A 25,066-nucleotide genomic window follows, 5' to 3' on the forward strand; every position below is an offset into this window, starting at 1 on the left:
AGACGAAATCAATTGGTCTGGATTTGTATGTGCTTCCTTTGCATAATGAAAGTACGAAAGGAGATCGCTATGATCGATACGATTTTAAAAGAGAAACATTGTGTGATCAAAGATTCCGTCCGTGACTGGAAAGAAGCCATTCACGTCGCTCTGGAGCCTTTGATCCAAGACGGATGCTGCACGGAAGAGTATGAAAAAGCCGTCTTCAAGAATACGGAGGAATACGGTGCTTACTACGTATTGACGGATGACATGGCTTTGATCCATGCTTCCAATGAAGCCGGGGTCAATGACACCCAGCTGGCCGTGACTGTATTGAAAAAACCGGTGCACTTCACCGAGGACGGACCCGATGTACGGATCTTGATCGCCCTTTGTGCCAAAGACAGCACTTCTCATATGGAGGGCATGATGGCCATTGCCAACATTTTTGGTGATGACGGCAATGTACAGCCGATCCTCGATGCGAAGTCCGGAAAAGAAATTTATGATGTGTTTCTCAACGCATCGGAATCATAGCGAGTCCAGAGGAGGAGAAATAGTATATGAGTTTTATCATCAACATTTTGTCGACTCCGGCAATGCTGGTCGGTATCCTGGCCTGCATCGGTTTGATCCTGCAGAGAAAACCGGTCGAAGAAGTCGTCAAAGGAACGGTTAAATGTATTGTCGGATTCCTGGTCCTGAGCGCCGGATCAAGTTTCCTGCAGTCCGGATCTCTGCTGGCATTTGGAGACGTGTTCAACTATGCATTCAATATGCAGGGTGTCGTACCAAACAACGAAGCCGTCGTTTCGCTGGCATTGAATGATTTCGGCCGTGACACGGCTTACATCATGGCCTTGGGCATGATCCTGAACATCGTATTGGCTCGTTTCTCGAGATTGAAATACATCTTCCTGACCGGCCATCATACCTTGTACATGTCCTGCATGCTCGCCGTTATCCTGAGCGTCGGCGGACTGAAAGGCGGCGCACTTTGGATCGCCGGTGCGTGCTTGTTAGCGTTCATTTCGGCAGCCAGCCCGGCTTACTTGGAGCCGACCATGAAAAAAGTCGTTGAAACCGATGAATTGGCATTGGGTCACTTCGGCGGTGCTGGTTATTGGTTCTCTGCACAGTGTGCAAAATTATTCAAAAACAGTGCGGATCAGTCGACCGAAGACATCAACTTCCCGCAGCGTCTGACATTCCTGCGTGATACGACGGTTTCCATCGGTCTGACCATGGTCGTCTTCTTCCTGATCGTTACTGGTATTGCGGTATCGAAAGGAATCTTAGCTGCGGATCCGGATGTGATCCTGAAATCCTATCCGAACTTAGGCGGTTTATTGAACGTCGATGCCGAAACGCAGACGAACTGGGCTGTATGGGCCATTACTTGCGGTTTGAGTTTCTCCGGCGGTGTTTACATTATCTTAAGCGGTGTTCGTCTGATCGTCAGCGAGATCGTTCCGGCTTTCCGTGGTATCGCCGAAAAACTGGTTCCGGGTGCTGTACCGGCCATCGACTGCCCGGTCGTTTACCCGTATGCTCCGAATGCCGTATTGATCGGATTCTTGGTATCCTTTGTCGGCGGTATCGTCGGTCTGTTCGTTCTGGTTCTGTGGAACCAAGCAATCAGTCCGGTCGCATTGATCCTGCCAGGTGTCGTTCCGCATTTCTTCTGCGGTGCAACGGCTGGTGTCTTCGGTAATGCCGAAGGCGGTATGAAAGGATGCATCTTCGGTGCGTTCATGCATGGTCTGCTGATCACATTCCTGCCGGCGATCTGTATGCCGGTCATGGGTGCTCTGAACGTTGCGAACTGTACGTTCTCGGATGCCGACTTCTCCTGGATGGGCATCGTATTCGGAAACCTCGCACAGGTTGTGACCGGAAATGGATTATTGATCATTTGTCTGCTAGTATTCTTCGCACCAATCGTATACAATTATGTTGCACCAAAGCCGAAAAAAGCGGCTGAATAATCAGAAAAGAGGGACATTCAAATGGCAACAATTAAAAAAATCATGTGCTGCTGCGGTTCCGGGCTGGGAAGCTCGATGATGGTTCAGATGAACATTGAAAAAGCTTTGAAGAATCTGGGAATCGAAGGCGTCACAGCGGAACATACTTCACTTTCTGAAGTCACTCCTAAGAGTGCCGACTTGTTCGTTGTCGGAAAAGATATTGCTCCGCAGTTGGCTTCCTATCCGCGCGTTGTTGTTCTGGACAAGATCATGTCCATGAAAGAGCTGACCGCCAAATTAGAGCAGGCTTTTGCCAAGACGGAAGACGAATTCCATATTCAATAATCAGTCAGCAGGTCCGACCGGCCTGCTTTCTGTGCATTGTGCATTATGAAAGAAATTCATACAATTGTCTGCTGCTGCAGTTCCGGTCTAGGAAGCTCGATGATGGTACAGATGAATGTCGAGCGGGTCCTGCAGACTTTGCAGCGGACCGACATTCAAGTCGTTCACTTATCGCTTTCAGATGTCGGAATTTGGTCAGCGCAGCGAAATTCTGTTTTGTTTGTGGTCGGTACGGATATTGCTCCGGCATTGTCGCAAGTACCGAAAATGGTGGTCATGAAAGAGCTCATCAACTACGATGAGCTCGAAGACAAACTGAGCCGTGCGCTTAGTTGTGAAAAAGATTCCTTTCGAATCGAATAAGGCCTTTGATAAGGCCTTTTTTTGCGCAGAAAGTTGAATTGTCCTGGTCTGGTTTTACATCCTTTTTCTGCAAATAATATAGGTAAGAAAAAGGAGATCAATATGGAACAGGAAACAAACAAACAACTGCATGTTCTGGCTGCCAAGATCCGGCGGGATATCCTTGCCATGCTTCTGCACCGCGGCTACGGACATTTGGGCGGCTCACTTTCTTTGGTTGAATACATGAGCGTCCTTTATGGAAAACAACTGCACTATGATCCGAAAGATCCGCAGAAAGAAGACCGGGACCGGGTCGTCTTATCAAAAGGTCATGCCGGTCCGGTATGGTATTCGGCATTAGCCGAGTCCGGTTTCTTTGACCGCGATGTGCTCTATACATTAAATGACGGCGGTACGATCCTGCCTTCTCACCCGGATCGTCTCAAGACCCCCGGTGTTGATATGACCACAGGCTCACTGGGGCAGGGCACAAGTTCTGCGGCCGGCATTGCGATGGGTCTGAAGATGAGATGCTCCGATCGGTACACCTATTTGATCGTCGGCGACGGCGAACTGAACGAAGGCCAGTGCTGGGAAGCCTTCCAATTCATCGCCAACTACAAGCTCGACCACTGTATCGTAGCCATAGATGACAATAAACGTCAGCTGGACGGTTATACAAAAGACATCATGTACCCATTTTCTTATGCCGACAAAATGAAAGCTTTCGGCTTCAACGTCATCGTGGTCAAAGGCGATGACATGGAAGCCATCGATGCGGCCATCGACCAGGCAAAAGCGACCGTCGGACAGCCGACCTGCCTCGTGCTGGATACGGTCAAAGGACAGGGCGTGCCGTACTTTGAAGAAATGAGATCCAATCATTCCGTCAAATTCAATAACGATGCCAATATCAACGCAGCCAAAGAAGCGATCGCCCAATTGGATGCCTATATCGCAAAGGAGGAATCGAAATGACCTATACCTTAACTGAAGACCGCACAAAAAAAGGCAGCGAACTGCGCACGGTCATCATGACTGCCATTCAGGATATGATGGAAACCAATGAAAATATCGTGATGCTTGAAGCGGATCTCGGCGGTGCCAGTAAATCGACCATCGTCCAGGAATCGCATCCAGACCGCTATATCCAGTGCGGTATTTCAGAAGCGAACATGGTCGGGGTGGCTGCCGGCTTATCGACGGTCGGTTTCATTCCCTACCTGCATACCTTTGCGCCGTTTTTTACCCGCCGCGCCCTCGATCAGATTTATCTGTCCGGTGCCTATGCGCACAATACATTAAACATCTACGGCTCGGATCCGGGCTTTACGGTAGCGGCCAACGGCGGCACCCATACTTCCTTCGGTGATGCGGCTTGCATGCGCGAGATCCCGGATGTCGTGATCGTCGATCCGTGCGATGCCGTTCAGATGGACTGGTGTGTCCGTCAGTTTGCCACGATGAAAGGCGTCCATTATTTCCGCGGCAACCGCAAAGCTGTACGCAATGTCTACGAACCAGGCTCGACATTTGAATTGGGCAAGGCCAACGTTCTACGTCCGGGCAGCGATGTGCTGATCGTTGCGATGGGACAGCTGGTCAGCGAAGCCTTAGATGCAGCTGAGCAGCTGGACAAAGAAGGAATTTCTGCAGAAGTCGTGGATATGTTCACGCTGAAACCATTCGATGCGGAATGTATCCTGCGTGAAAGTGCCGGTAAAAAAGCGGTCGTCACATTTGAGAATCATTCGATCTACGGCGGATTGGGTTCCGCCGCGGCAGAAGTCATGGCTCAGCACAACGTCGGTATTCCGCTGAAGATCCACGGCGTCAACGACTGCTTCGGACAGGTCGGTACGGCGGATTATCTGCAGAAGGTCTTCGGCCTGCGGGCAGAGGATCTCATGAATAGTGTCCGTGAGGTATTAAAATAGTCTTCTCTCTTTGACCGCTCCGGCGGTCTTTTTGCATAAAAAAATGCGTGATCTTCACGCATCTGTTCATTAAAAGAACATTCCCAACGCATCGCCGAACAGCAGACCGACCAAGATCCCGGTCGTATAGCTTTCGAAATAATTGTATTTAGCGCCAAAGTAGCCGGCAATGACGCCAAGCACACAGCCGACGACAATATGCGATACTTTCTTCTTTTTCGCATTCGACAATAAAATAAAAGAGATACCGATCAAGATCCACGGCAGCGCTCCGATCCAAAAGTCTTTCATAGATTTCCTCCGATATGAGCATTATACACTTTTCCGGACAAAATCAAAATATGAGTGTGGTATACTTTTGCCATGAACTCAATTATATTTTTTGATCTGGACGGTACATTGACAGAATCCGGTCTCGGCATCACCCGCTGTGTGCAGTATGCCTTGGAAAAACTCGGCCGGCCGGAGCCTAGTTTAGAGAAGCTGCGCGTTTTTATCGGACCGCCGCTGATCGACATGTTCCAAAAATACGCCCATTTGAATGAAGCCGATGCCAAGCGCGGTGTACACTATTACCGCGAGCGCTACAACACCATCGGCATCTTTGAAAATCAACTTTATCCGGGGATCCGGGAACTGCTTCAGGCACTGGATGAGGCCGGCTGTATATTGGCGATCACATCAGCAAAACCCGAACCCTATGTCCGGCAGATTGCCGATTATTTTACGATCACACCATATTTCGATGAAATCGTAGGCAGTACGATGCAGGAAACCCGCACCAAGAAACCGGAAGTGATCGTCGAAGCGATGCGCCGTCTGCATCTGTCCGATCCGGAAGCTGTCACAATGGTCGGTGACCGGGCCGATGATATCCAGGGAGCCAAGACGGTCGGGACCCGATCGGTCGGCGTATTATATGGTTACGGCACACCAGCTGAGCTTCATGAAGCGGACGCTCTGGTGATGACCCCTGCCGATTTAAAGCAATTCCTGCTTGAAAAGAATCTGAAAGACGACTAATATGGAATCCGCAAAGGAGTCCTATGAAAAAATTTGCTTCAGAAATTGACATGTTACATGGGCCGCTGGCCGGCAAGCTAGTTCAGTTTGCGATCCCGCTGGCCCTGACCAATATCCTGCAGCAGTTATTTAATTCTGCCGATCTGGCTGTGATCGGTCAGTTTGAAAATGCTGCAGCCATGGCAGCAGTCGGCAGCAATGCCTCTGTGATCAACTTACTGGTCAGCTTATTCAGCGGTCTGGCTTTAGGAGCCAATGTCGTCATCGCGATGCTCATCGGTCAGGACCGCACGGAAAAAATCAATGAAGCTGTCCATACGGCAATCACTGTTGCGTTAGTCAGCGGCTGGATCGTCTGCGGCCTGGGGGAAGTGCTCGCACCGTACATCCTGCGCTGGATGCAGACGCCGCCGGAAGTCCGGCAGCTGGCCGTTCTCTATCTGCGCATCTTCTTTGTGGGGATCCCTTTTTTATTGACTTACGACTGCGGCGCTTCCGTCCTGCGTGCCAAAGGAGATTCCGCCCGCCCATTGTTCGTGCTCTTGATTTCCGGAACGATCAATGTCGTGCTGAACATCTTCTTTGTCGCAGTCTGTCATTTAAGCGTGGCCGGTGTCGCCATCGCGACCGTGACCGCAAATTTGGTCAGCGCGGTCATTGTGCTGTATTTTCTCATGCATGAGCAGGAGGCATTCCGTTTTTCTTTCCGGAAGCTAGGGATCCGCGGGAATTATCTGCGGCGGATCATTGCAATCGGCGCCCCTGCCGGACTGCAGGGCATGGTCTTTTCGCTTTCCAATGTGGTCATCCAGTCGGGCATCAACAGTTTCGGTTCTGCCTGCATTGCCGGCAATACGGCAGCCCAGAACTTTGAATTCATGTGCTATTTTCTGATCTTTGGCTTTGCGCAAGCAGCCACGACCTTTACCAGCCAGAACTTTGCGGCCGGCAATATGGATCGCTGCCGGAAGATCTACCGGCTTTCTCTGCTGCTTGGATGCGGTTTCACGTTCCTTTTAAGTCTGTTTTTCTACTGCGGCAAAGAAACGCTGATCCGGTTTTTCACCAACGATCCCGCTGTCATTTCTTATGCTTATATCCGTTTAGCCTACATCAGCAATTTTGAGCTGCTGACGGGTACATATGAGATCCCAGGCGGCTGTATGCGCGGTATGGGACGTTCACTGACACCGGCATTGATCACGATGATCTGCTGCTGCGCCTTGCGGCTGGTCTGGATCGCGACCTACTTTCAGGCTCATCATTCCATAGAAACGCTGCTGCTCATCTATGTCCTTTCCTGGATCGTGGCTGGCGTGATCATGCATCTTGCGTATTTTCATTTTCGAAGATCAGAATTTTATCATCTTTCTGTCTGATTTGGTTCCGTTTCAGAACCATTTTTCATAATATGTATACCAGCTTAATATTTTTTCATGCAGGAAAGCACTATATATGTTAAAATTATATTATTAAGACTCTAATATATTGAAAGGGATGATCAAGTCAATGATCGAATTTAAGCATGTTGTTAAGTCTTACGGCGATAAAGTGATCCTCCATGATTTAAACTTTACCATCGAAGACGGTCAATTCGTTTGTCTGATCGGCAAGTCCGGATGCGGAAAAACCACAACCTTAAAATCCATCAACCAGCTGATCCCCATTGACAGCGGAAAGATCCTGATTGACGGCAACGATGTCAGCCAGGCCAATAAGGCCGAGCTGCGCCGGCATATCGGTTATGTCATCCAGCAGATCGGTCTGTTCCCAAATATGACCGTTGCCGAAAATATTCAAGTCGTACCGCGTCTACTGAAATATGATGACCAACAGTGTCAGGAAATCACGGATCGGATGCTCGGTCTGGTGCATATGGAATCCTATGCCGATGCCTATCCTTCCGAGTTGTCCGGCGGTCAGCAGCAGCGGATCGGTGTCCTGCGGGCCCTGGCTGCCAATCCCCCGATCGTTTTGATGGACGAACCGTTCGGTGCGCTGGATCCGCTGACCCGCGATGATCTGCAGGATGAGATCAAAAACATCCAGCAGCAGCTGAATAAAACCATCGTCTTTGTCACACATGATATGAACGAAGCGCTGAAACTGGCAGACGTGATCATTTTCATGGACCAGGGACAAATCGTACAGATGGGAACCCCGGAAGAATTTCTGCGCAATCCGGCCAACGATCTGGTCCGGGAATTTCTGGGGAAACACATTGTTGATCAAACGACCCCGACCAAGGTCGAAGATTTTATGCGGACCAATCCGATTACGGTCAAGCGCACCCGCGGTATTCATGAGTGTGCGGAATTGATGGCACGCCGCTCCATTGACTCGCTGATCGTTGTTGATAATCAAAAACATTATATTGGTACGGTCACGGTTGCGGATATCATGCATTATGGCCGCACCGTTCAGACCATTGAACCGCTGATCCAAAACACCGCGCGGACGGTACAAATCGGTGAGGATGCCAAGGACAGTTTCGAGTACCTGCTTTCAACCAACGCCGATTATGTGATCGTTTTACACCCGGATCAAACCATTGCGGGCATCATCACGAAAACCAGTGTTGCCCAGTCCGTGGCGAAAAATCTGTGGGGTGAAGAAGAATGAGCGCGCTCTGGAGCACCTATGGGGATATGCTGCTGGCGGCCATTCGTACGCATTTGTACTATGTGGTCATCTCCGTCGCGATCGGTTTTGTGATCGGTGCCCTTCTGGGCATTTTGCTTTCCCGTGTGCCGCAGATCTCTAAAATCGTGATGCCGATCTTATCGGTCTTCCAAACCATTCCAGGTCTGGCTTTTATCGGTATCATGTATATGTGGATCGGCATGCGCCCGCTGACGGTCATCATCGCCCTTGCCACGTATGCGATCTTCCCGGTCTTAAAAAATACCTATACTGGCATCCTGGAGGTGCCGGATCAATATGTCGAGGCCGCCCGCGGCTGCGGCATGACCCGCTTTCAGATCCTTTGGAAAGTTGAGCTGCCTTTGGCATCTGCTTCCATTTATGCCGGTCTGCGGATGTCGACCATTTATACCGTTTCCTGGGCCGTGCTGGCAGCCATGATCGGTTTAGGCGGCTTGGGTGACTTCATTTATCAAGGCACCACATCAAATAATAATACGTTGATCCTGCTCGGAGCGATCCCAGCTGCGATCCTGGCACTGCTGCTTGGTGCGCTGATCGACTGGTTCCAGCGCCGGCATACACCGCGCGGCATGCGTAAGGAGGTACGCCGATGAATTGGTCAGTCATAGTCGATCATTTATTCATTGTTCTGACGGCTTCGGTGTTATCGGTCGTCATCGGGATCCCGCTGGGCATCATTGCTTATCTATTCCCAAAATCCCGCAGCATCATCCTGCATTTGGTCGATATTTTCCAGACCATCCCGGCATTGGCCCTTCTGGGCATGATCATGGTGCTGATCGGTGCCGGTAAGACAACCGTCATCATCGGTATCCTGCTCTATTCCCTGCTGCCGATCGTGCGCAATACGTATCTGGGTTTATCAGAAATTGAACCAGGGATCCGGGAAGCGGCACGCGGCGTAGGCATGACCCGGATGGAGCGGATCACCAAAGTCGAGTTCCCGCTGGCTTTCCCGTCGATCTTCACCGGCATCCGGCTGGCTTTGATCAATGCGATCGGTACTGCGGTCTTTGCGGCATATGTCGGCGGCGGCGGTATCGGCGGCATCATGAATCAGGCGATCCGGACCCGCAATATGACCGACCTGCTGCAGGCGACCGGTGCTTTGATGGTCATGGCCGTCGTGCTGGATCTGATCATGAGTTTCTGCGAAAACCGGGTCCGGCAGTCACATAACAGCACCCGTCGGATCTTAGCTTCACTGGCTGTGTTGGTTGGTTTGTGTTTCGTGACCATACCAGGTGAAATGAGCGTCATGGGTTCTTCGGAAGGATTGGTCATGTATGACGGTGATTATACAGAGGTGCGGATCATGGACCGCATCGCCAAAGAGATGATCGAAGATCAGACCGATCTGACCGTAACGATCAAGGATCAAATGACCCAGGTCAACCAATATAAATCACTGATCGGCGATGATCACACATGCGATATGATGCTTTCCTATGACGGTACGCTGCTGACCACGTTCCTGCATAAGGACCCGACCGATGTGCCGGAAGGCGAAACCTTGTACCATTATGCCAACCGCATCGCCAACAAGCGCAATGATATTTCTCTGGTCGGCAAGCTGGGCTTTAATAACACGTATGCGATCGCGGTCACGCAGGCGGTCGCTGATAAATATAACTTGAAGACTATTTCCGATCTGGCAGCTGTATCGGATCAGCTGACTTTCGGTGCGGAACACGATTTCTTCACCGAGGAAGGCAGCATGAAATATGAACCGTTCTGCGAATTTTACGGCATGCATTTTAAAGAAGCAAAATCGGTCGACGTCAGTTTAAAATACGATGCGATCGAGGACGGCGAATTTGAAGTCACGGAAGTCTTTGCGACTGATGGTCTGAACTTGAAGGCCAACCTGGTGATCCTCGAGGATGACCAGCACTTCTTCCCGGAATACAACGGTTCCTTCCTGATCCGCAACGATGTCTACGAACGGTTCAAAGACGAGGCACCGAACTTAAAGAGCGTCCTCAAACAGCTCGACGGACAGATTTCTACCGAAGACATGGAACAGATGACGTATCAAGTCGATGTCAAAGGCAAAGATGTCGATGAGGTCGCACATCAATTCCTTGTCGATAACGATCTATTAAAAAACTGAGGATCACTCCTCAGTTTTTTTCAGCACACAAAGCAAGTGTTCACTTTCTACATCATAGTAAAGCCGGCACTTCGTTTCATATACTTTGACAATATCGGCATATTGATCGCTGCCGACCCATTCTTTCAAATGATTGACACAGCCATCCAGCGCTTCCGGATGATACGCCAATGTATGATCGTTTTCAAACACAGCCGTATAAAGGATTTCCGCCTCCACCAGATCCTGGAAAATGTGACTGCCGAAAGACAGTTCGGGATTATAACCGACATTGGAGACCGCGATCTCGCAGACCGCGCTGAATTCACTGATATCCGCAAAAGCAGTCGGCACGCCCAATTCCGGCGATGATGTTCCGACCCGTCCGGGCACCATGAGCATCATCTTTCTGCCCTGCCCGCGGTATTTCCAGTTAATGGCCCCGATGCATTTAGCAATCTCGGACTTTTCTGCATACGGCATCTCATAGTACGCTTTGGCATCCACAGCCACGATCGTATCCAGATCCATGGTGCGGGACAGACCCATCGAGGCACCCTTGCTTTCCAGCAGAACGGTTTCGTCCGATGCCGGCGCCGGAATGATGACCTTTCCGGTGTCTTCATAAACTTGCAGCGGGCGGCACTGCAGCAAGTTGATGACATATTCTCCGCTCTCGGCCAAGTTGATCGTAAATTCCGTGTCGACCGGATACTGGTAGACAGACTGGATGTCCGCAAGCATCTGTTTCATATCGGTCATCAAGGCTCGGTTTTTCACCAAACCATGACACGATATGAAACGCACCTGCCGTCTCATTCCCAATTCCCTTAGATTCCGTTCGGCTTCCGTATCATGTTCGAGCAGCTGATTCTGCAGATAGAACGGCAGCTTGTTTTCAATATTTCGCTGACTGACCGATGCCAGACATTTCTCCGTCTTATTGATGGCGGCCACTTTACGCTGAGAATAACGATGGCGTTCCGCTACTGTCGTATAAGCTGTCGCTTCCGGCTGATCCAGATTGACCAGCCGCGGATAAGAGCCTTCCGTGCGGTCGACCGCGCCGGTGCCCAGTCCCATGACCAATCGAAGCATACCAGCTGATGGATCCTGGTTTTTTAAAAACCGATACGGACTGTAGGAATAGCCGACACCCGCCGCGCACGGCATATAATATTCTTCATAATGGGAGCCGGAGACCCTTTGGATCAATAAAGCCATCTGTTCGTCCCGCTGATCCAGACCACGACGTTTACGATAATCCAGAGCGGATAAGCTCATCGTGCTGGCATAGACCGTACGGATGGCTTGTTCCAGTTCGTGCAGGCGCTCGGTCATCGTGCCGGCATTCGCGCAGAAGACGGATTCATACTTGCCCGCAAAGGCATTGCCGAATCCATCCTCTAAAATACTGCTGGAGCGCACGATGATCGGATCGCGGCCATAGTATTCCAGTAAGCGCACAAACCGCTGTTCCATTTCCGGCGCAAAGGAACCAGATGACAGGCGGTCGGCAAAATCATCTGCCAGCGCAAAGTATTCCTGCTGCTGCCGCTGCCGGATGCGCAGATCCCAAAAATTATTATCGACAATATACGAATAGTACACGTCAGAACCAATATAATACGAATCATGCGGTTCCAGACGGGCATACAGATCCGGATCATTGTTTTCGATGATCTTCCGGGCCAGCAGCAGGCCGGCAGCCTTGCCGCCGATCATGCCGGTGCCGATCATATGGTCGCGCACATCGAAAAAGTCTTCCGGTGTAAACTGGCTTTGGATCATGGCACGCATTTTTTTATCGCGGCTCATCATGATCTTACACATTTCTGAACATGCTTCGTCAATATTTTTACCGGCGGCATAATCCTGTTTGGCATCGTCGAAAAACCGGTCCCAGGCATCTTTATTTTGTTCCACAGCGCGGGACTGGCTGCGGTTCATGATCGTATAGAACCGGGAAGCCTGCACGCCGTCGAGGATCGGACGGAAGGTCTGCCGTTCCGGAATGAAAATGTGCGGCAGGAACATGGTGTCGGAATATCGGTTCCAGACTTTCTCCGGCCGGACATAAACATGATCCGCATCCGAATACACATCCAGAAACAGCTGGGTCGTATCGCGAATCTTGGCGATGGCCCGGAAAGAATGTTTGCCGCGGATCAACGGAAAGAAGGCGACGGTGTTCAGACTGAACAAATACGGACAAGTTACCTTAAAGAAGTTGCCCATCATCAAGTCCGTGGACCAGGCGGTCTGCAGCTCAGAAAGGCAGTCGAATACATAAAAAGCGTCCCATCCTTCCTGTTCAATGATATTGTGGATCTTGACCGTAAAGGATTCAAAATGGTGGGTCAGTTCGATCGGTACGATCTTTACACCAGGCTGCGGATCAACCAGCGGCGGATGACTGGCAAAACGAAAATATATGATATTCCGTCTGTCCTTCACAGCCTGCCGGATATACGCATCGGTAAAAAGACGGAACTCCCGTAGATCGGAGACCTGCCACACGACATTATCTCCCAGGCGAATATGGTCAAGACAGGCATCCATCTCAGGAATGCCGGAACAAATCGGATCAAAAGCAGCCATAGAAACACCTCCTGTTTGTTTCTATTTTAGCAGATAACGCGGCGGTACGCATTCGGTCAGCCAAGTTCCGCCAGTGCAGTGATAAAACACATAACCGTCTTTCTGCATAGCTTGGGCATCAATGGTGTAGACAAAAGGTTTCCCATGACGGGCACCGACCTGGATCGCTGTTTTGACATCGGCCGATAAATGCACATAAAGGCGCTGCATCGGCAGCAGGCCTTCCTGTTCGATCGACGGCACAAAACGTTCGGCAGTGCCATGATATAAATAGGCCGGCGGATCCGCCGGTTCAAGATCCAGATCGACCGGGATCGAATGGCCGTATACAGCCCGGATCTTCGTGCGGTCTTCATTAAAGGCATATCGCTGCTTCTCATCTTCCGCAACGATTTTTTCCAATGTGCGGCGATCCAGCGGCCGGCTCTTATTGACACCGCGGATCAGTGCATCCACATCCGCCCAGCCGTGTTCATCAACGACGATCCCGATGATTTCCGGATGATGGCGCAGGATCAAAGAAATGAATTTACTCGTAGATTTGTTTGACATACATCCATTATACAAAAAAAACAACATCGGGAGTTATCTCCCCATGCTTCCTACTGTATGCATCAAATTTTCCGCATCGGTTTCCGGCATCGTGTCCCATCCGCATTGATCTTCGGCATGTTCCGTGATGGCGCTTAACACAAAGATCATCAACAGAACGGACCCAACGGTGAGCACGGTCTTCTTGATCACTGCCCAGAGTTTCTTCATTCCTCTCTTCCTTTCTTTGTCTTCATTACACAACGATTTTATCGATGAAACATCAAGAACTTGTAAAAGATACGTAAAAAAAGCACATCCTATGATGCGCTCTTACTGAAAGCCTTTATTGTTCGTATCAGATCATCAATCTCGGCCAGGATTTTTTCGATCCTTTTTGCGGCAAGTTCTCCGCTGCCGTTCAACTGAATGTGATTGCGCTTTCGATCAAACAAAGGTACACCGAATACTTCTTCGGCTTTCTGCATCGCACGAGAAACAGACGGCTGTGAAATATGGAATCCCCGTGCCACGCCGCTGAGTGTTCCAATTCTGGAAAACGCCACAAGATACTGCATTTCTTCATAAGTCAGCATCGAACCCCTCCTTTTTATCAAATTTTCATCTTTGATTTTATGTATTTATTATAAAACGTAAACTTTGTTTGTAAATGAGGAATTTTGAAAGCTTGATTTCGTTTTTATAATAGTGAGCCGGATGTATTAAAGTTGAAATAATCATTTCTTTGCGATAAATTGTAGAAAAAGAAAGGAAACCCTGCCATGACGCGAAATTTACAAGAAAGTGTAAATAAAACGACAGAAGACTATTTGGAAGCAATTTTAATGATCCAGGAAAGACAAGGTTATGTGCGCTCGGTTGACGTAGCCGCACAATTGGGGGTTTCCAAACCCAGCGTGACGTACACGACCAAACGGCTGAAAGAACAGGATTATTTAAAAAATGATCAGGGCGGCATGCTTGTGCTGACCGAAAAAGGGATGGCGGTTGCCGATGCGACGTATACACGTCATAAAAAATTATCTGAATTTTTCATTCGTTTAGGCGTCAAACCGGAAACGGCTTTAAAAGATGCCTGCAAGATCGAACACGATCTCAGCGATGAGACCTTCGATGCGATCTGCCGGCATGCGGAAAATAATAAAAAATAAACACGGGAAACCGTGTTTTTTATGTGCAGTGGCGGAAATCCGGGTCGGTCAGGATCCGCGCGAAGATCAATCCCAGCGGAATACACAACAGGATGATGACCGCAGTCATCAGACTGGACATCGCTTCATCGATCGACTGTGTTCCCAGACCATAGAATCCACGATACAAATAGAGCCCAGGCACCATGATGACGATCGAAGGCACCGTGACCGCGATCCGCGGATACCCGTATCGATTATGCAGCGCATAGGCCAGCAAGCCGGCCGTCATGGCTCCGATAAAGGCGCCCAGTGCTGCCGGGCAGTCCGCATAATTGACCAGGACCAGACGCAAAGTATTGCTGAGGGAGCCAATGATGGCAGCCAGTGCACAAAGCCGCATCGGACTGTTGAACATCATCGAGAATCCGAAGACCCCGCCGAAACTGAACACCAGCCAAAGCATCACTTTCCACTGCGGTGCGATCGTCATCGGCAGAAAACTGCCCGGTTCCAGTCCCAGAAAGTACGCCATGATCCAGCCGGTAATGCAGGCGACCGTCACCGTCATGATAAAGAATGACATTCGCTCTAACCCCGAATGCATATCCGATTTGGCGAAATCAAAGCCGCTGGTAATAAACGGAAAGCCCGGAATAATAAACAACATCGAACAAATATAACCAATTTCATGCTGCGTCGATAGATCAAAAACATGCTCCAGGCACCGCAGACTTAATGTATAACACAGGCAGGCAATCGAAACTGAAACCATGATGCACAAAAACTGTGTCAGCTTACGGCGCTGCATATGTGCCCGGATGTCGTTGCCGATGCCGGCGCCGATCAGGGCCCCGAACATTTCTGCCGGGCCGCCGCCTAATAAAAAGGTAAAGGAAGCACAGGCCACAGCGGAAGCCAGTCCCAGCTGCAGCGGAGAATACAATCCCGGCATCTGATCAATGGCATCCAGCGTTTCATGGATCTGAACACTGTTGGCCTGCAGATAACGGCTGCTGAATTGTTCGACAAACTGTGTTAAAGCATGCAGCTTATTGGTGTTGACACCGTTATTGGTCAGGCTCAGGGTCTGTGAAAAACACTGTTGGTCATCAAAACAGGTATAATTCAGGGTCGTAAAACCGATCTCCATCGTACAGGTCACATCCAGCGCTTTGGCCAGCATGTTCATTGCGCGGCGGACACGCCAAGCTGCTGTACCGCAGGACAAAAGCATCAATCCGACCCGGCCGATCAGGATGGATTTTTCTTCCAGATTGGCTTCGGAAATTGGTGTATTTTTAAATTTTTTGGCATAATTGTGCCATTGAATGACCATATGGTTGCGTTCGATCGTGGTGTTCATGATTTTCCTTCCTTCTGCGGCCATTATAAACTGACCCATATAAAAAGACAAACCAGATTTCATCCAAAAGGAGTACAATAAATATAAAGAACAATCCCGATCTTGGAGGTGAATGATATGTTATATGAGGGTGAGTTTCAGTCTGTAAACAAGAGGGACAACGTACAGTATTGGCTTTATGTGCCGGCCGCACAGCCAAAAGGTGTCATTCAGCTGGTGCACGGTTTCGGCGAACATGCCCGCCGTTATCTGCTCATGATCGCCGCTTATGTGAAAGCCGGCTACATCGTAGCCGCCGATGATCATGTCGGTCACGGCAAGACCGCCATCGTCAATAATAGCTGGGGCGACTGGGGCGATGCCGGATTTGAGACCATGGTCAACGATGAATATGAATTGATGAAGATCGCGAAAGCAAAATTCCCGGATGTGCCATATTATATGTTCGGACACAGTATGGGATCGGTCATCACGCGGGAATTCATCGCCCGTTACGGCAATGAACTGAAAGCCGCTGCCCTGTGCGGCACGTGCGGTTCTTTCCCGACCAAGGAAGCCGAGGCAATGTTGGAAAAAGACGTTGCCGAAGGCAAAGGCAAGGAAACCGATGTACAGGCTGCCGGTACAGCCATGGGCTGGATGGGCGAACGCTGCGGTGAAATCAAGCTTGGCAACGAGTGGATCTGCCATGATCACGACGTTCAGGTCGATCATGCCAATGATCCGTTTGATGCGTTCACCCGGCCGACGACGAATCAGTCGCTGCTGTATTTCATGCAGATGATCGATGATGTCACTGGCGTTCAGTGGGCCAAAAAAGTGCCGAAAGCCCTGCCGCTTTACAGCATCGCCGGCGATCAGGATCCGTTCGGCAACTACGGCCAGGGCGTCTATGAAGTCAGCAACTGGCTTTATGATACCGGTCATCAGATCACGACCAAAGTCTATTCGGGCTATCGTCATGAGATCCACAACTACAAAGATATCCAGGATGAAGTTGTCGACGGCATCATTCAGTTCTTTGAACAGGCATGACGCAAGGAGCACCGCGGTGCTCCTTTTTAGTTGACATTTATAGGTTTTTTCACTATAAATGAATCATGAGGAGAGTCATATGAATTTATCCGTTATTACTGATCAAGTCGATCAAGATATCGAAAAGGCCCTGCCGCTGATCCAGGCACATGGTTATTCTTATGTGGAACTGCATAACGTGTTCGGCAAAACGATCGAGACGATCGATAAAGATGAATGTGCCTGTCTGAAAACACTGCTTCAAAAGTATCAATTAAAAGTTTCCTGCATCGCTTCGACGGTGTTTTTTCTCTGCCCGCTTTATCCAAACGACGTGGTATCTTCGTTTGATCCGACATTCAAGGCAGTCACCGGAAATCTGGATACGCATTTATCGTACTTGCTGAAAGCCTGCCGGATCGCGAAAACACTGGATTGTGATGTCGTGCGCGTCTTCCCGTTTCGATTCCCGGACAACCGCCGGCCGCCTTACGGCACCGTCGAGGACGTCAGCCAGATCTTACGGGCAATGAGCCGGGCGCTGCAGATCGCGCAGGCCGAGGATGTGACCCTGGTGCTGGAAAACTGTCCGCATTCGCATTTGCCGAAAGGCTTCATGACGGCGGAAATTGTTCAATTCATCAACAACCCTCATTTACAGCTGCTTTGGGATCCGGGCAATTCTTATCGGGCGATCCGGGAGAACCTGCCGCAGCCGGAGATCCGCTCGATCTACGATGAATGGGATGCGATCAAGTCTTATGTCCGGCATGTCCATATCAAGGATTATCATTATGATCCGCATTTTGAAAAGCCCTATCGCCATGTGCCGCTGGGGCAAGGCGATCTCAATTACAAAGTTTTAATGAATAAGATGCGTGATTTTCCCTACTGTGTATCGCTGGAAGCCGAAGTCGATCAGGCCGGTACGCTGGCATCGATGCAGGTGCTGAAAACACTTTGGGAGGCAGATCGATGAAATGGTTTCGTACCGCTCTGACCGGCATCTTATGCATATTGTTTACGGTATGCATCTTGCCGGTCTCAGCCGCTGAACCGGTCAAATTAGAAGACCCGGTCTGGTACTATGATCACCAATCGTATACATTGTATTACGGATTTTCATTAAAGAACGAGATGAAAAATAAGGCAGAACGGAACGTCGGTTATCGCGTGAAAGCAGTGGATGAAGCCGGCAATGAAGTTGCGTCCGTCAACGGGACGATCAAACGTATCGAGAAAAACGGCGACCGTGTTTACTATGCGGCACAAATTTCCTGTACCGGACAGCCCGCGCAGGTCAAGATCCGCACCGATGGGGCAAAGCCTGTATCTTCAGCGAATCGAAAGAAAACGAAACAAATGTATCCGGTGCACAATGTGAAAGAAACCGTCGATACGCAATATGCGTTGGTTTCCGGCTTTAATAATATCATCGTCACCGGAACGATCGAAAACAAGACCGATCAAGCGCTGCAGGATGCGCGGATCGTGGCAGTATTTAAAAAAGATGGTAAGATCGTAGACATGATTTATGACAAGGTCGAATCAGTGGACGCGCACAGCACATTGGATATTACCCTGACACAATACCGGTCCGTGGCCGAGCATGACAGTGTGAAATGTTATATTACGCAATAAAAAGATGCGGATTTCCCGCATCTTTTTCTATGATTTAGTTTTAGGAGAGATGAATCATTTTAGTCATCAATTTGGATGACTGTGCCGACTTTAATGTCCGGCATTGGTTTTGCTTCAACATACAGCGTACCGGCTAATTCCGGATTGGTCTGTCCGTCGAAACGGATCGTGCAGTGGCCTAATCCGCTCAAGGTCAGCGGAACTTCGCTGCCGACTGCGGTGATCTTATATTCCTGATCATCGAACTTCAGTGTCTGGCCTGGCTGAATCGTGCCGTTAATTGGAGTAACATCGACGGAGTAACAATAGTCTTTTAATTCGTCCGGCGCACTGTCGCCGAAAATGATCAGGAAATTCGCACCCTCGAATTCGGAAATGCCCGATCCGATAGCTTTTACTTTGTTTTGATAAATCATGTGTACCTCCTCATTTGTTTCCTCCCGACACGATGTGCGGAGGAGAAAATATGTTCTTTACTTATTATTAATATAAACCAAAGCTTGCGAAGTAAGCAATCAGAACTCGGATCCATCCAGTCAGGAAACGTGAATACATGACCGAAAGGACGCCGACTTCAATGGTCTCCGGCTCAGCTTCTGCCAGTCCCAAACCAACTGGGATAAAGTCGCAGGCACCCTGGCAGTTGATAGCGAACAAGGCAGGCAGTGCCAGCTGCGGAGCGATGTTGCCTTTACCAATTTCAGCACCAATCAAGGTTCCGACGATCTGTGCGATTACAGCACCAGGTCCTAATAAGGCAGACAGACCTGGGATGGAGCAGATCACACCTAAGGCAACCAATCCAACGATATTTCCAGCCAACGGTGTCAGTAAGTGAGCAAATGCATCACCGAATCCGGATCCGTTGATGATACCGATCAAGAGGGAAACAAAACCCATGAACGGCAGCAATGTGACGATGCAGGTTTGAATGGCGTCACGGCCGGCTTGATAGAATGTATTGACAACTTTGCCGACGCCCAGACCTAAGCTGGTCATGAAGGATTTCTTTTCCTGTGCAGCCAATGTTTCGGAAACTTTCTGATCTGCATTGAATTTCGGTGCATCGGATTTCGCTGGTTCCGATTCAGCGGTCTTAGCAGCCTCGGCAGCTTCGCTTTCGTCCGCTAAGGAAATTTGTTTTGAGGTAACGGCCGATACATAGATATCTTCGGTGATATACTGTGCCATCGGACCGGATTTACCTGTCGGCATGACGTTGACCGTCGGGATGCCCTTTTTCGGGTAGATGCCGCAGCGCAGCGTACCGCCGCAGTCGATGATGACCATGGCGATCTGCTCTTCCGGTGCAGATCCGTGGAAACCGTCGACCGGGGTCATACCGCTCAGTTCAACGATTTTATCCAAACATTCCGGTGCAGTTCCGCCGCCGGTAATGTACATGACAATGTGTTTTTCTTCCGTCGGCGTAATGATCAGCGGTCCGCCGAATCCGGAAGGTCCTCGTTCAATTTTAATGGCTCTATATTCAGGCATACTTTATTTCTCCTCCATCATATTATTCTTTAAAATCGCGGCTCAATTTAATGTGCTGCTGCTTTTCAACATATCGCGTCGTAAACTCTGTTGACCATCCGGAAATGAAGTTGGCAACCAGGCCGACTAACAAATAACGGACAGCTAACGGTGTCGTATCCAGTCCCAGCTGCGATACACCATTGGCAATACCTAACCAAACGAACAGTTCCGATGCGTTGATGTGCGGGAACAAACCGTTGTTGGTGTGGCAATGGTACGTTGCCGAAGCGTAGAACGCCGGCTTGTAGAATTCCGGCATGAATTTTCCCATCGACAGGGCTACCGGGTTTCCTAACATAAATGCGGAAATAAACGGCAGGACTGCGTAGCGCAGAACTGGATTCTTGGTGCAGGAACGGGCAATTTTATTGACCGAATCCTGGCCAGCCAAAGCGATGATCGCATTCATCAGGATCAACAGCATCAATACAGTTGGAATGATACCAGTGACCCAGCTTACAAATTGTTCACCACCGAGGGTGAAAAGGTTCATAAACCCTTTCGCTATATTAACAATGACATCCATAATGTAACCTTTCTATGCTCTTTCTGACGAGCTTCTGTTGACAGCACGGCCTACCGCATTTTCGACCTTGCGGACCGGTGACGGAACATCCTGCAGCTCTTCGCCGTTCATAAATTTCCGGTACGTCAGAGCACCGTCGGCAATGGCCTTGCGTAAATTACGATGTCCTTTCGGACCGTCGTCTTCCGTCAAGTCTCCGACATAACGGCCTTCAAATCCCGGCATATCTTTGACGCGGGCCAGGAAGGTCGTTCCTTCGATCTTCTTGCTTTGGACGATCGTGCCGTCTTCATCAATCTGGAACATCACGATCGCACCGGCATGGAAGCCGCCGGATTTTCGTCCGACCACGACTTTGCCTTGTTTTCGTAACTTGACAAATTCGTTGTTGAAATTTTTCATCTGATAACTGCTTAATACAAACTGCAGAATAAATGCAGCGGCCAGAACTAACGCAAATGCAATCATATTGTTCCTCCTTAGTTTCTTTTATATAAAACCCTTAATAAGTTCGGGTATGAGTCTGCCGAAATGATCCGATCCATCAATTCTGGATCGTTGAGGATCGCCAATATTTCATCGTAGATCCGAATCAATAAATCATCCTCTGTATTTTCTTCCGGCAGTGCCAACAAGAATATGAGCTGTATATCCATATTTTGATATTTAACTGGCTCCGGCAGAACGCCGATCGCCAGCAGCAGGTGTTCTCCTGTTAAATTAAATGTATGCGGAATAGCGGCTTTATTTCCCAGCACCATCGTGCCCTGCGCTTCACGCTCTGCTAAACGTTCCTCGAAATCCTCATCCAAGTATCCTTTCTGCTGCAAGGACTGAATCATCGTATGCATCGCTTCTTCGTAGGTTTTATCCTCCAGAACGAAGAAGAAGTCCTCTTTCAGGATCGAAGTCATCACAAACCAGTTATCATCGATGAGTTCGTTTCCCTGCGGCTGCAGATAACGGATCTTGGCTATGCGATTTCGCAGTTCGTTTTCATTGAACACTTCCCGGATCCGGATGACCGGCACCTGACACCGGAACGGCAGATCCGTCGTGCTGAGCACGAGATCGTATGTATTTAGTACGCTTGGCCTCATATCGTCATCCGTGAACAGATCGACGACCGTCGAACTGTCGATGATCTTACGAAGCTGGGCGTAAACCAGACGAGCCGTCACTTTGCCCGATGCGCTGACGATCGCAATACGCTGCTCTTTTTCATCGTTGTCGCTTAAGAAAACGCTGAAATAAGACGTCAGATAGCCAAGTTCCTCGTTGTTGACCTTGACGTGATAGCGGCGTTCGATGATGCCGGCGGCAATATCGGCCATCTTACTGGCAATCGGATATTTCTGCCGGACCGCATCGGCCATCATATTTTCAATACGCACGTTGTATTTCAGACGATTGATCATGAACATCAAATGATACATGAATTCTTCTGTGTAATCGTCTAGATTGACATCCAGATCAAACTGCATCTCGATCGCGTCGATGATTTCCTTGAGCAGCGGCCGCATGGTTTCATCCAATTCAAACTGCTGCATCTTTTCAGTATCATCCGGTGTGCGCATGCCGATGATCGGCAGGAAAACAAAGATCTTTTCTTCCAGCGGGAATTCTACATGCATCATGTTGCCCAGCCGGTTGATCAGATGATCGATGAATTCAAATTCCTTACGGGATGTCAAGTTATAGAATGTCTCCGGCAGCCGCCCGATGTAATGACCGGTCATGAATCGGTCGAGCATCAAGGTCAGATAGCTGTTGAACAGTTCTTCCACTTTCCAGTCCAGATCTTTTTGGGAAAAGCAACTTTCCACAATATCCAGAATGTCATCATCCTGCGGATATTCGCGGTAGATTTCATCGTAATTGTTTTCCATCACATAACGGCGGATATCAAGTTCCGATCCTTGAAGCATCAAGCCCTTGCTGGTCTTGCCGATGATCGACAGGTTGTAAGGCTCGATCTCGGTCCGCAGCCGGTTCAGATCTTTGACCATCGTGCTGCGTCCAATGTTCATTTCGTAAGCTAAGTCATCGGTGAGCAGCGGGTTGAACGCCCGCATCAGCTTGCCGAAAATGTAATCCCGGCGATGTTTCGCTGAATTCATGGAATCATCTTCCGTCACGATATGTGAGAATGCGGTCTGAAATTGAACGGGATCAAAGATCCGCAGACTGCATCGGCCTTGATCCACTTCGATGACGCCACTGTCTTCCAACATTTCATTTAATGTTTTAATATCATTGCGGACCGTCCGGGTACTGACACCCAGCTGGTCTGCCAACAGATATATATCAGTGACAGAAGACTTCCTCATCAAAATCAGAATGTTTGCGATCCGGTTTTCACCGAAAATATTTACCATCTTCTGTCATCTCCTTCTTGTCTATCCGCGGGATTTACCGCCTGAAATATTGATCGTCGTACCAGTGATGTAGCTTGCACGATCCGACACAAGGAATGCACACAGATTGCCGACTTCATCCAGTTTGCCGTCCCGTCCTAACGGAATGACTTTACTGTAATCGGTCGATAATTCTTCCGGCTTGACACCGCGCGTATAAGCCAGCGCTTCATTGTAAGCCGGTGTACGCAATCCGGTCGCTTCCATGATGCCCGGAGCAACGGCTACCACTCGTACATTGTATTTTCCTAATTCCTTTGCCCAGCTGCGTGTGAAACTGTCGCAGGCACCTTTGGTCGCCGAATAAGCCGACTGGCCTTGGCTGCCTTCCTTGCCCGATTCACTGGACATATTCAAGATCACGCCATGTCCCTGTTTCACAAACTCGCGGGCAGCTGCCTGTGCACATAGGAACAAACCTTTGACATTGACAGCGAACATCTTATCAAGCGTTTTTACATCCAGTTCGTATTCCGGACGCTCGCCTTTGACATCCACCAACAAACGCGGCAAGTTGATTCCGGCATTGTTGACCAATGCATCAACATGTCCGAATTTTTCTTTGACAGCGCTCATCATTTCATTGACGCTGTCCGGATCCGTAACATTGCACTTTACACAGTACGCACCTTCGAGATCGTCTCCGGTCTCTACGTTCAGATCCACAACGGCAACATCTGCACCCGCTGCCAGCAGCGTTTCAACAACATGCTTTCCAATGCCGGAAGCCCCGCCGGTCACGATAACAGTTTTACCATCTAAACCTAACCATTCAGTCATCTTTCTTCCTCCTGACTTTTTACACCCTTAGTCTACAAAGGAAGTTGTTTTTCTTTAATTTCATGTTTTTCGAGCCGGTTGAAAACGCTTTCGACGGGCTTTTTCACACGCCGTGAAATTTTATAGATTAACGATACAGAATTATCATAACACGATTTCAACCTGAAATAAGACGGATGTCATCTGCTTTTTTTACATATATATTTATGGATCGAAGCAGCGGCTTTTTTGCCGGCGCCCATGGCACTGATGACCGTGGCTGCACCGGTGACCGCATCCCCGCCGGCATAGATGCCTTCTCTTGTCGTCTGTTCGTTTTCATCCACGACCAGGCAGCCGCGCCGGTTGGTCTCCAGTCCTTCCGTCGTGGAACGGATCAGCGGGTTCGGGCTCGTTCCGATGGCCATGATCATGCAGTCGGCATCGATCACGAATTCACTGCCTTCGATCGGCATCGGACGCCGACGGCCGGATTCATCCGGTTCGCCCAGTTCCATCCGGATGCACTTGACCTGTTTGACCCAGCCGTTCTCATCCCCGATCACTTCTACCGGGTTATTCAGCAGGTCAAAGACGATGCCTTCCTCCTTGGCATGTTCGACTTCTTCTTTCCGGGCCGGCAGTTCTTCCATGCTCCGGCGGTACACGATATGCACCTCTGCGCCCAGTCTTCGCGCACAGCGGGCCGCATCCATGGCAACGTTGCCGCCGCCCACTACGACGCATTTCTTCGGATGGTAGATCGGTGTATCCGATCCTTCTTTATACGCTTTCATCAGATTGATCCGGGTCAGGAACTCATTCACGGAGAACACACCTTTCAGGTTCTCGCCCGGCAGGTTCATGAAGCGCGGCAGACCGGCTCCGGGACCGATGAACACGGCTTCATACCCTTCATCCATGATCGCATCGATCGAATCGGTGCGTCCGACCACGAAGTTCGTGATGATCTTGACGCCCATCTCTTTCAGATGATTAATTTCATTCTGTACGATCTCTTTCGGCAGACGGAACTGCGGAATGCCGTACATTAATACACCGCCGGCTTCGTGCAGCGCTTCAAAGATCGTGACCTCATAGCCTTTCTTGGCCAGATCGCCGGCCGCGGTCAGTCCGGACGGACCGGCGCCGACAACGGC

At 49.6% G+C, this 25,066-nt stretch carries 28 protein-coding genes; 15 read left to right on the top strand and 13 right to left on the bottom strand.

Annotated elements, in window-relative coordinates:
• Positions 1–69: 69 nt before the first annotated feature.
• The 6 genes from HNQ47_RS05620 to HNQ47_RS05645 all read left to right on the top strand — a co-directional run bounded on the left by HNQ47_RS05620 (position 70) and on the right by HNQ47_RS05645 (position 4,579).
• Positions 70–519: a PTS sugar transporter subunit IIA gene (locus HNQ47_RS05620; RefSeq protein WP_246346071.1), complete on the top strand. Its 450-nt coding sequence runs from the start codon at positions 70–72 to the stop codon at positions 517–519.
• A 26-nt stretch (positions 520–545) separates the two neighbouring features.
• Positions 546–1,970, top strand: coding sequence for a PTS ascorbate transporter subunit IIC (ulaA, locus tag HNQ47_RS05625; protein WP_183328404.1), 1,425 nt, complete (start codon positions 546–548; stop codon positions 1,968–1,970).
• A gap of 21 nt (positions 1,971–1,991) precedes the next feature.
• Positions 1,992–2,297 (top strand): PTS sugar transporter subunit IIB, encoded by a 306-nt coding sequence (locus HNQ47_RS05630; protein WP_183328405.1) that lies wholly within the window; start codon positions 1,992–1,994, stop codon positions 2,295–2,297.
• A 45-nt stretch (positions 2,298–2,342) separates the two neighbouring features.
• The gene (locus HNQ47_RS05635) at positions 2,343–2,660 is read left to right on the top strand and encodes a PTS sugar transporter subunit IIB (protein WP_183328406.1); all 318 of its coding nucleotides are present in this window, start codon (positions 2,343–2,345) and stop codon (positions 2,658–2,660) included.
• Positions 2,661–2,762: 102 nt separating this feature from the next.
• Entirely contained in the window at positions 2,763–3,620 is an 858-nt protein-coding gene (locus HNQ47_RS05640) for a transketolase (protein WP_183328407.1), read from the top strand.
• Positions 3,617–4,579 (top strand): transketolase family protein, encoded by a 963-nt coding sequence (locus tag HNQ47_RS05645; RefSeq protein ID WP_183328408.1) that lies wholly within the window; start codon positions 3,617–3,619, stop codon positions 4,577–4,579. Before HNQ47_RS05640 ends, HNQ47_RS05645 begins: the two co-directional genes overlap by 4 nt.
• 69 nt (positions 4,580–4,648) lie before the next feature.
• Here HNQ47_RS05645 and HNQ47_RS05650 read toward each other — a convergent pair whose 3' ends face one another.
• Entirely contained in the window at positions 4,649–4,870 is a 222-nt protein-coding gene (locus HNQ47_RS05650) for a hypothetical protein (protein ID WP_183328410.1), read from the bottom strand.
• 72 nt (positions 4,871–4,942) lie between these two features.
• Here HNQ47_RS05650 and HNQ47_RS05655 point away from each other — a divergent pair, with 72 nt between their 5' ends.
• The 5 genes from HNQ47_RS05655 (at position 4,943) to HNQ47_RS05675 (ending at position 10,382) form a co-directional block, all read left to right on the top strand.
• Entirely contained in the window at positions 4,943–5,602 is a 660-nt protein-coding gene (locus tag HNQ47_RS05655; RefSeq protein WP_183328411.1) for an HAD hydrolase-like protein, read from the top strand.
• A 23-nt stretch (positions 5,603–5,625) separates the two neighbouring features.
• Positions 5,626–6,981, top strand: a complete 1,356-nt coding sequence (locus HNQ47_RS05660; protein ID WP_183328413.1) for an MATE family efflux transporter — start codon at positions 5,626–5,628, stop codon at positions 6,979–6,981.
• Positions 6,982–7,111: 130 nt separating this feature from the next.
• Entirely contained in the window at positions 7,112–8,224 is a 1,113-nt protein-coding gene (locus tag HNQ47_RS05665; RefSeq protein ID WP_183328415.1) for a betaine/proline/choline family ABC transporter ATP-binding protein, read from the top strand.
• The gene (locus HNQ47_RS05670; protein ID WP_183328416.1) at positions 8,221–8,862 is read left to right on the top strand and encodes an ABC transporter permease; all 642 of its coding nucleotides are present in this window, start codon (positions 8,221–8,223) and stop codon (positions 8,860–8,862) included. The genes HNQ47_RS05665 and HNQ47_RS05670 overlap by 4 nt, the downstream gene beginning before the upstream one ends.
• On the top strand, positions 8,859–10,382 hold the full coding sequence (locus tag HNQ47_RS05675) for a glycine betaine ABC transporter substrate-binding protein (RefSeq protein ID WP_183328417.1): 1,524 nt from the start codon (positions 8,859–8,861) through the stop codon (positions 10,380–10,382). The genes HNQ47_RS05670 and HNQ47_RS05675 overlap by 4 nt, the downstream gene beginning before the upstream one ends.
• A 3-nt stretch (positions 10,383–10,385) precedes the next feature.
• Here HNQ47_RS05675 and HNQ47_RS05680 read toward each other — a convergent pair whose 3' ends face one another.
• The 4 genes from HNQ47_RS05680 to HNQ47_RS05695 all read right to left on the bottom strand — a co-directional run bounded on the left by HNQ47_RS05680 (position 10,386) and on the right by HNQ47_RS05695 (position 14,089).
• Positions 10,386–12,962, bottom strand: a complete 2,577-nt coding sequence (locus HNQ47_RS05680; RefSeq protein ID WP_183328418.1) for a PEP/pyruvate-binding domain-containing protein — start codon at positions 12,960–12,962, stop codon at positions 10,386–10,388.
• Between the two features lie 21 nt (positions 12,963–12,983).
• Positions 12,984–13,514, bottom strand: coding sequence for an RNA 2'-phosphotransferase (locus tag HNQ47_RS05685; protein ID WP_183328419.1), 531 nt, complete (start codon positions 13,512–13,514; stop codon positions 12,984–12,986).
• 33 nt (positions 13,515–13,547) lie between these two features.
• The gene (locus HNQ47_RS05690; RefSeq protein ID WP_183328420.1) at positions 13,548–13,724 is read right to left on the bottom strand and encodes a hypothetical protein; all 177 of its coding nucleotides are present in this window, start codon (positions 13,722–13,724) and stop codon (positions 13,548–13,550) included.
• 89 nt (positions 13,725–13,813) lie between these two features.
• Positions 13,814–14,089 carry a LysR family transcriptional regulator gene (locus HNQ47_RS05695; protein WP_183328421.1) on the bottom strand — a complete coding sequence of 92 codons (276 nt, stop codon included), beginning with the start codon at positions 14,087–14,089 and terminating at the stop codon, positions 13,814–13,816.
• Between the two features lie 186 nt (positions 14,090–14,275).
• On the opposite strand from HNQ47_RS05695, the gene HNQ47_RS05700 reads away from it, so the two are divergent.
• A complete protein-coding gene (locus HNQ47_RS05700) occupies positions 14,276–14,665 on the top strand; it encodes a metal-dependent transcriptional regulator (RefSeq protein WP_183328422.1) in 390 nt (129 codons plus the stop codon).
• A gap of 19 nt (positions 14,666–14,684) precedes the next feature.
• On the opposite strand, the gene HNQ47_RS05705 is transcribed toward HNQ47_RS05700, so the two are convergent.
• Entirely contained in the window at positions 14,685–16,010 is a 1,326-nt protein-coding gene (locus tag HNQ47_RS05705) for a threonine/serine exporter family protein (RefSeq protein ID WP_183328423.1), read from the bottom strand.
• Between the two features lie 117 nt (positions 16,011–16,127).
• Between HNQ47_RS05705 and HNQ47_RS05710 the strand changes: the two genes are divergently transcribed.
• The 3 genes from HNQ47_RS05710 to HNQ47_RS05720 all read left to right on the top strand — a co-directional run bounded on the left by HNQ47_RS05710 (position 16,128) and on the right by HNQ47_RS05720 (position 18,665).
• A complete protein-coding gene (locus HNQ47_RS05710) occupies positions 16,128–17,045 on the top strand; it encodes an alpha/beta fold hydrolase (protein WP_183328424.1) in 918 nt (305 codons plus the stop codon).
• Between the two features lie 79 nt (positions 17,046–17,124).
• Positions 17,125–18,003, top strand: a complete 879-nt coding sequence (locus HNQ47_RS05715; protein ID WP_183328425.1) for a sugar phosphate isomerase/epimerase family protein — start codon at positions 17,125–17,127, stop codon at positions 18,001–18,003.
• Complete coding sequence (locus HNQ47_RS05720) at positions 18,000–18,665, top strand: hypothetical protein (protein ID WP_183328426.1); 666 nt, start codon at positions 18,000–18,002, stop codon at positions 18,663–18,665. Before HNQ47_RS05715 ends, HNQ47_RS05720 begins: the two co-directional genes overlap by 4 nt.
• A 59-nt stretch (positions 18,666–18,724) precedes the next feature.
• Here the strand turns inward: HNQ47_RS05720 and HNQ47_RS05725 are convergent, their stop codons facing one another.
• The 7 genes from HNQ47_RS05725 to HNQ47_RS05755 form a co-directional block, all read right to left on the bottom strand.
• Positions 18,725–19,081: a PTS glucitol/sorbitol transporter subunit IIA gene (locus HNQ47_RS05725; RefSeq protein ID WP_183328427.1), complete on the bottom strand. Its 357-nt coding sequence runs from the start codon at positions 19,079–19,081 to the stop codon at positions 18,725–18,727.
• A gap of 67 nt (positions 19,082–19,148) precedes the next feature.
• Positions 19,149–20,162 carry a PTS glucitol/sorbitol transporter subunit IIB gene (srlE, locus tag HNQ47_RS05730; protein ID WP_183328428.1) on the bottom strand — a complete coding sequence of 338 codons (1,014 nt, stop codon included), beginning with the start codon at positions 20,160–20,162 and terminating at the stop codon, positions 19,149–19,151.
• 22 nt (positions 20,163–20,184) lie between these two features.
• The gene (srlA, locus tag HNQ47_RS05735; protein ID WP_183328429.1) at positions 20,185–20,730 is read right to left on the bottom strand and encodes a PTS glucitol/sorbitol transporter subunit IIC; all 546 of its coding nucleotides are present in this window, start codon (positions 20,728–20,730) and stop codon (positions 20,185–20,187) included.
• 12 nt (positions 20,731–20,742) lie between these two features.
• Positions 20,743–21,198 (bottom strand): transcriptional regulator GutM, encoded by a 456-nt coding sequence (locus HNQ47_RS05740; RefSeq protein ID WP_183328430.1) that lies wholly within the window; start codon positions 21,196–21,198, stop codon positions 20,743–20,745.
• An 11-nt stretch (positions 21,199–21,209) separates the two neighbouring features.
• Positions 21,210–23,108 (bottom strand): BglG family transcription antiterminator, encoded by a 1,899-nt coding sequence (locus HNQ47_RS05745; RefSeq protein WP_183328431.1) that lies wholly within the window; start codon positions 23,106–23,108, stop codon positions 21,210–21,212.
• Positions 23,109–23,129: 21 nt separating this feature from the next.
• Positions 23,130–23,927 carry an SDR family oxidoreductase gene (locus HNQ47_RS05750; protein ID WP_183328432.1) on the bottom strand — a complete coding sequence of 266 codons (798 nt, stop codon included), beginning with the start codon at positions 23,925–23,927 and terminating at the stop codon, positions 23,130–23,132.
• A gap of 179 nt (positions 23,928–24,106) precedes the next feature.
• The coding region (locus tag HNQ47_RS05755; RefSeq protein WP_183328433.1) for an FAD-dependent oxidoreductase at positions 24,107–25,066 on the bottom strand (960 nt) is incomplete at its 5' end.

It is taken from the genome of Catenisphaera adipataccumulans (assembly GCF_014202755.1).
GTDB classification, from domain to species: domain Bacteria; phylum Bacillota_I; class Bacilli_A; order Erysipelotrichales; family Erysipelotrichaceae; genus Catenisphaera; species Catenisphaera adipataccumulans.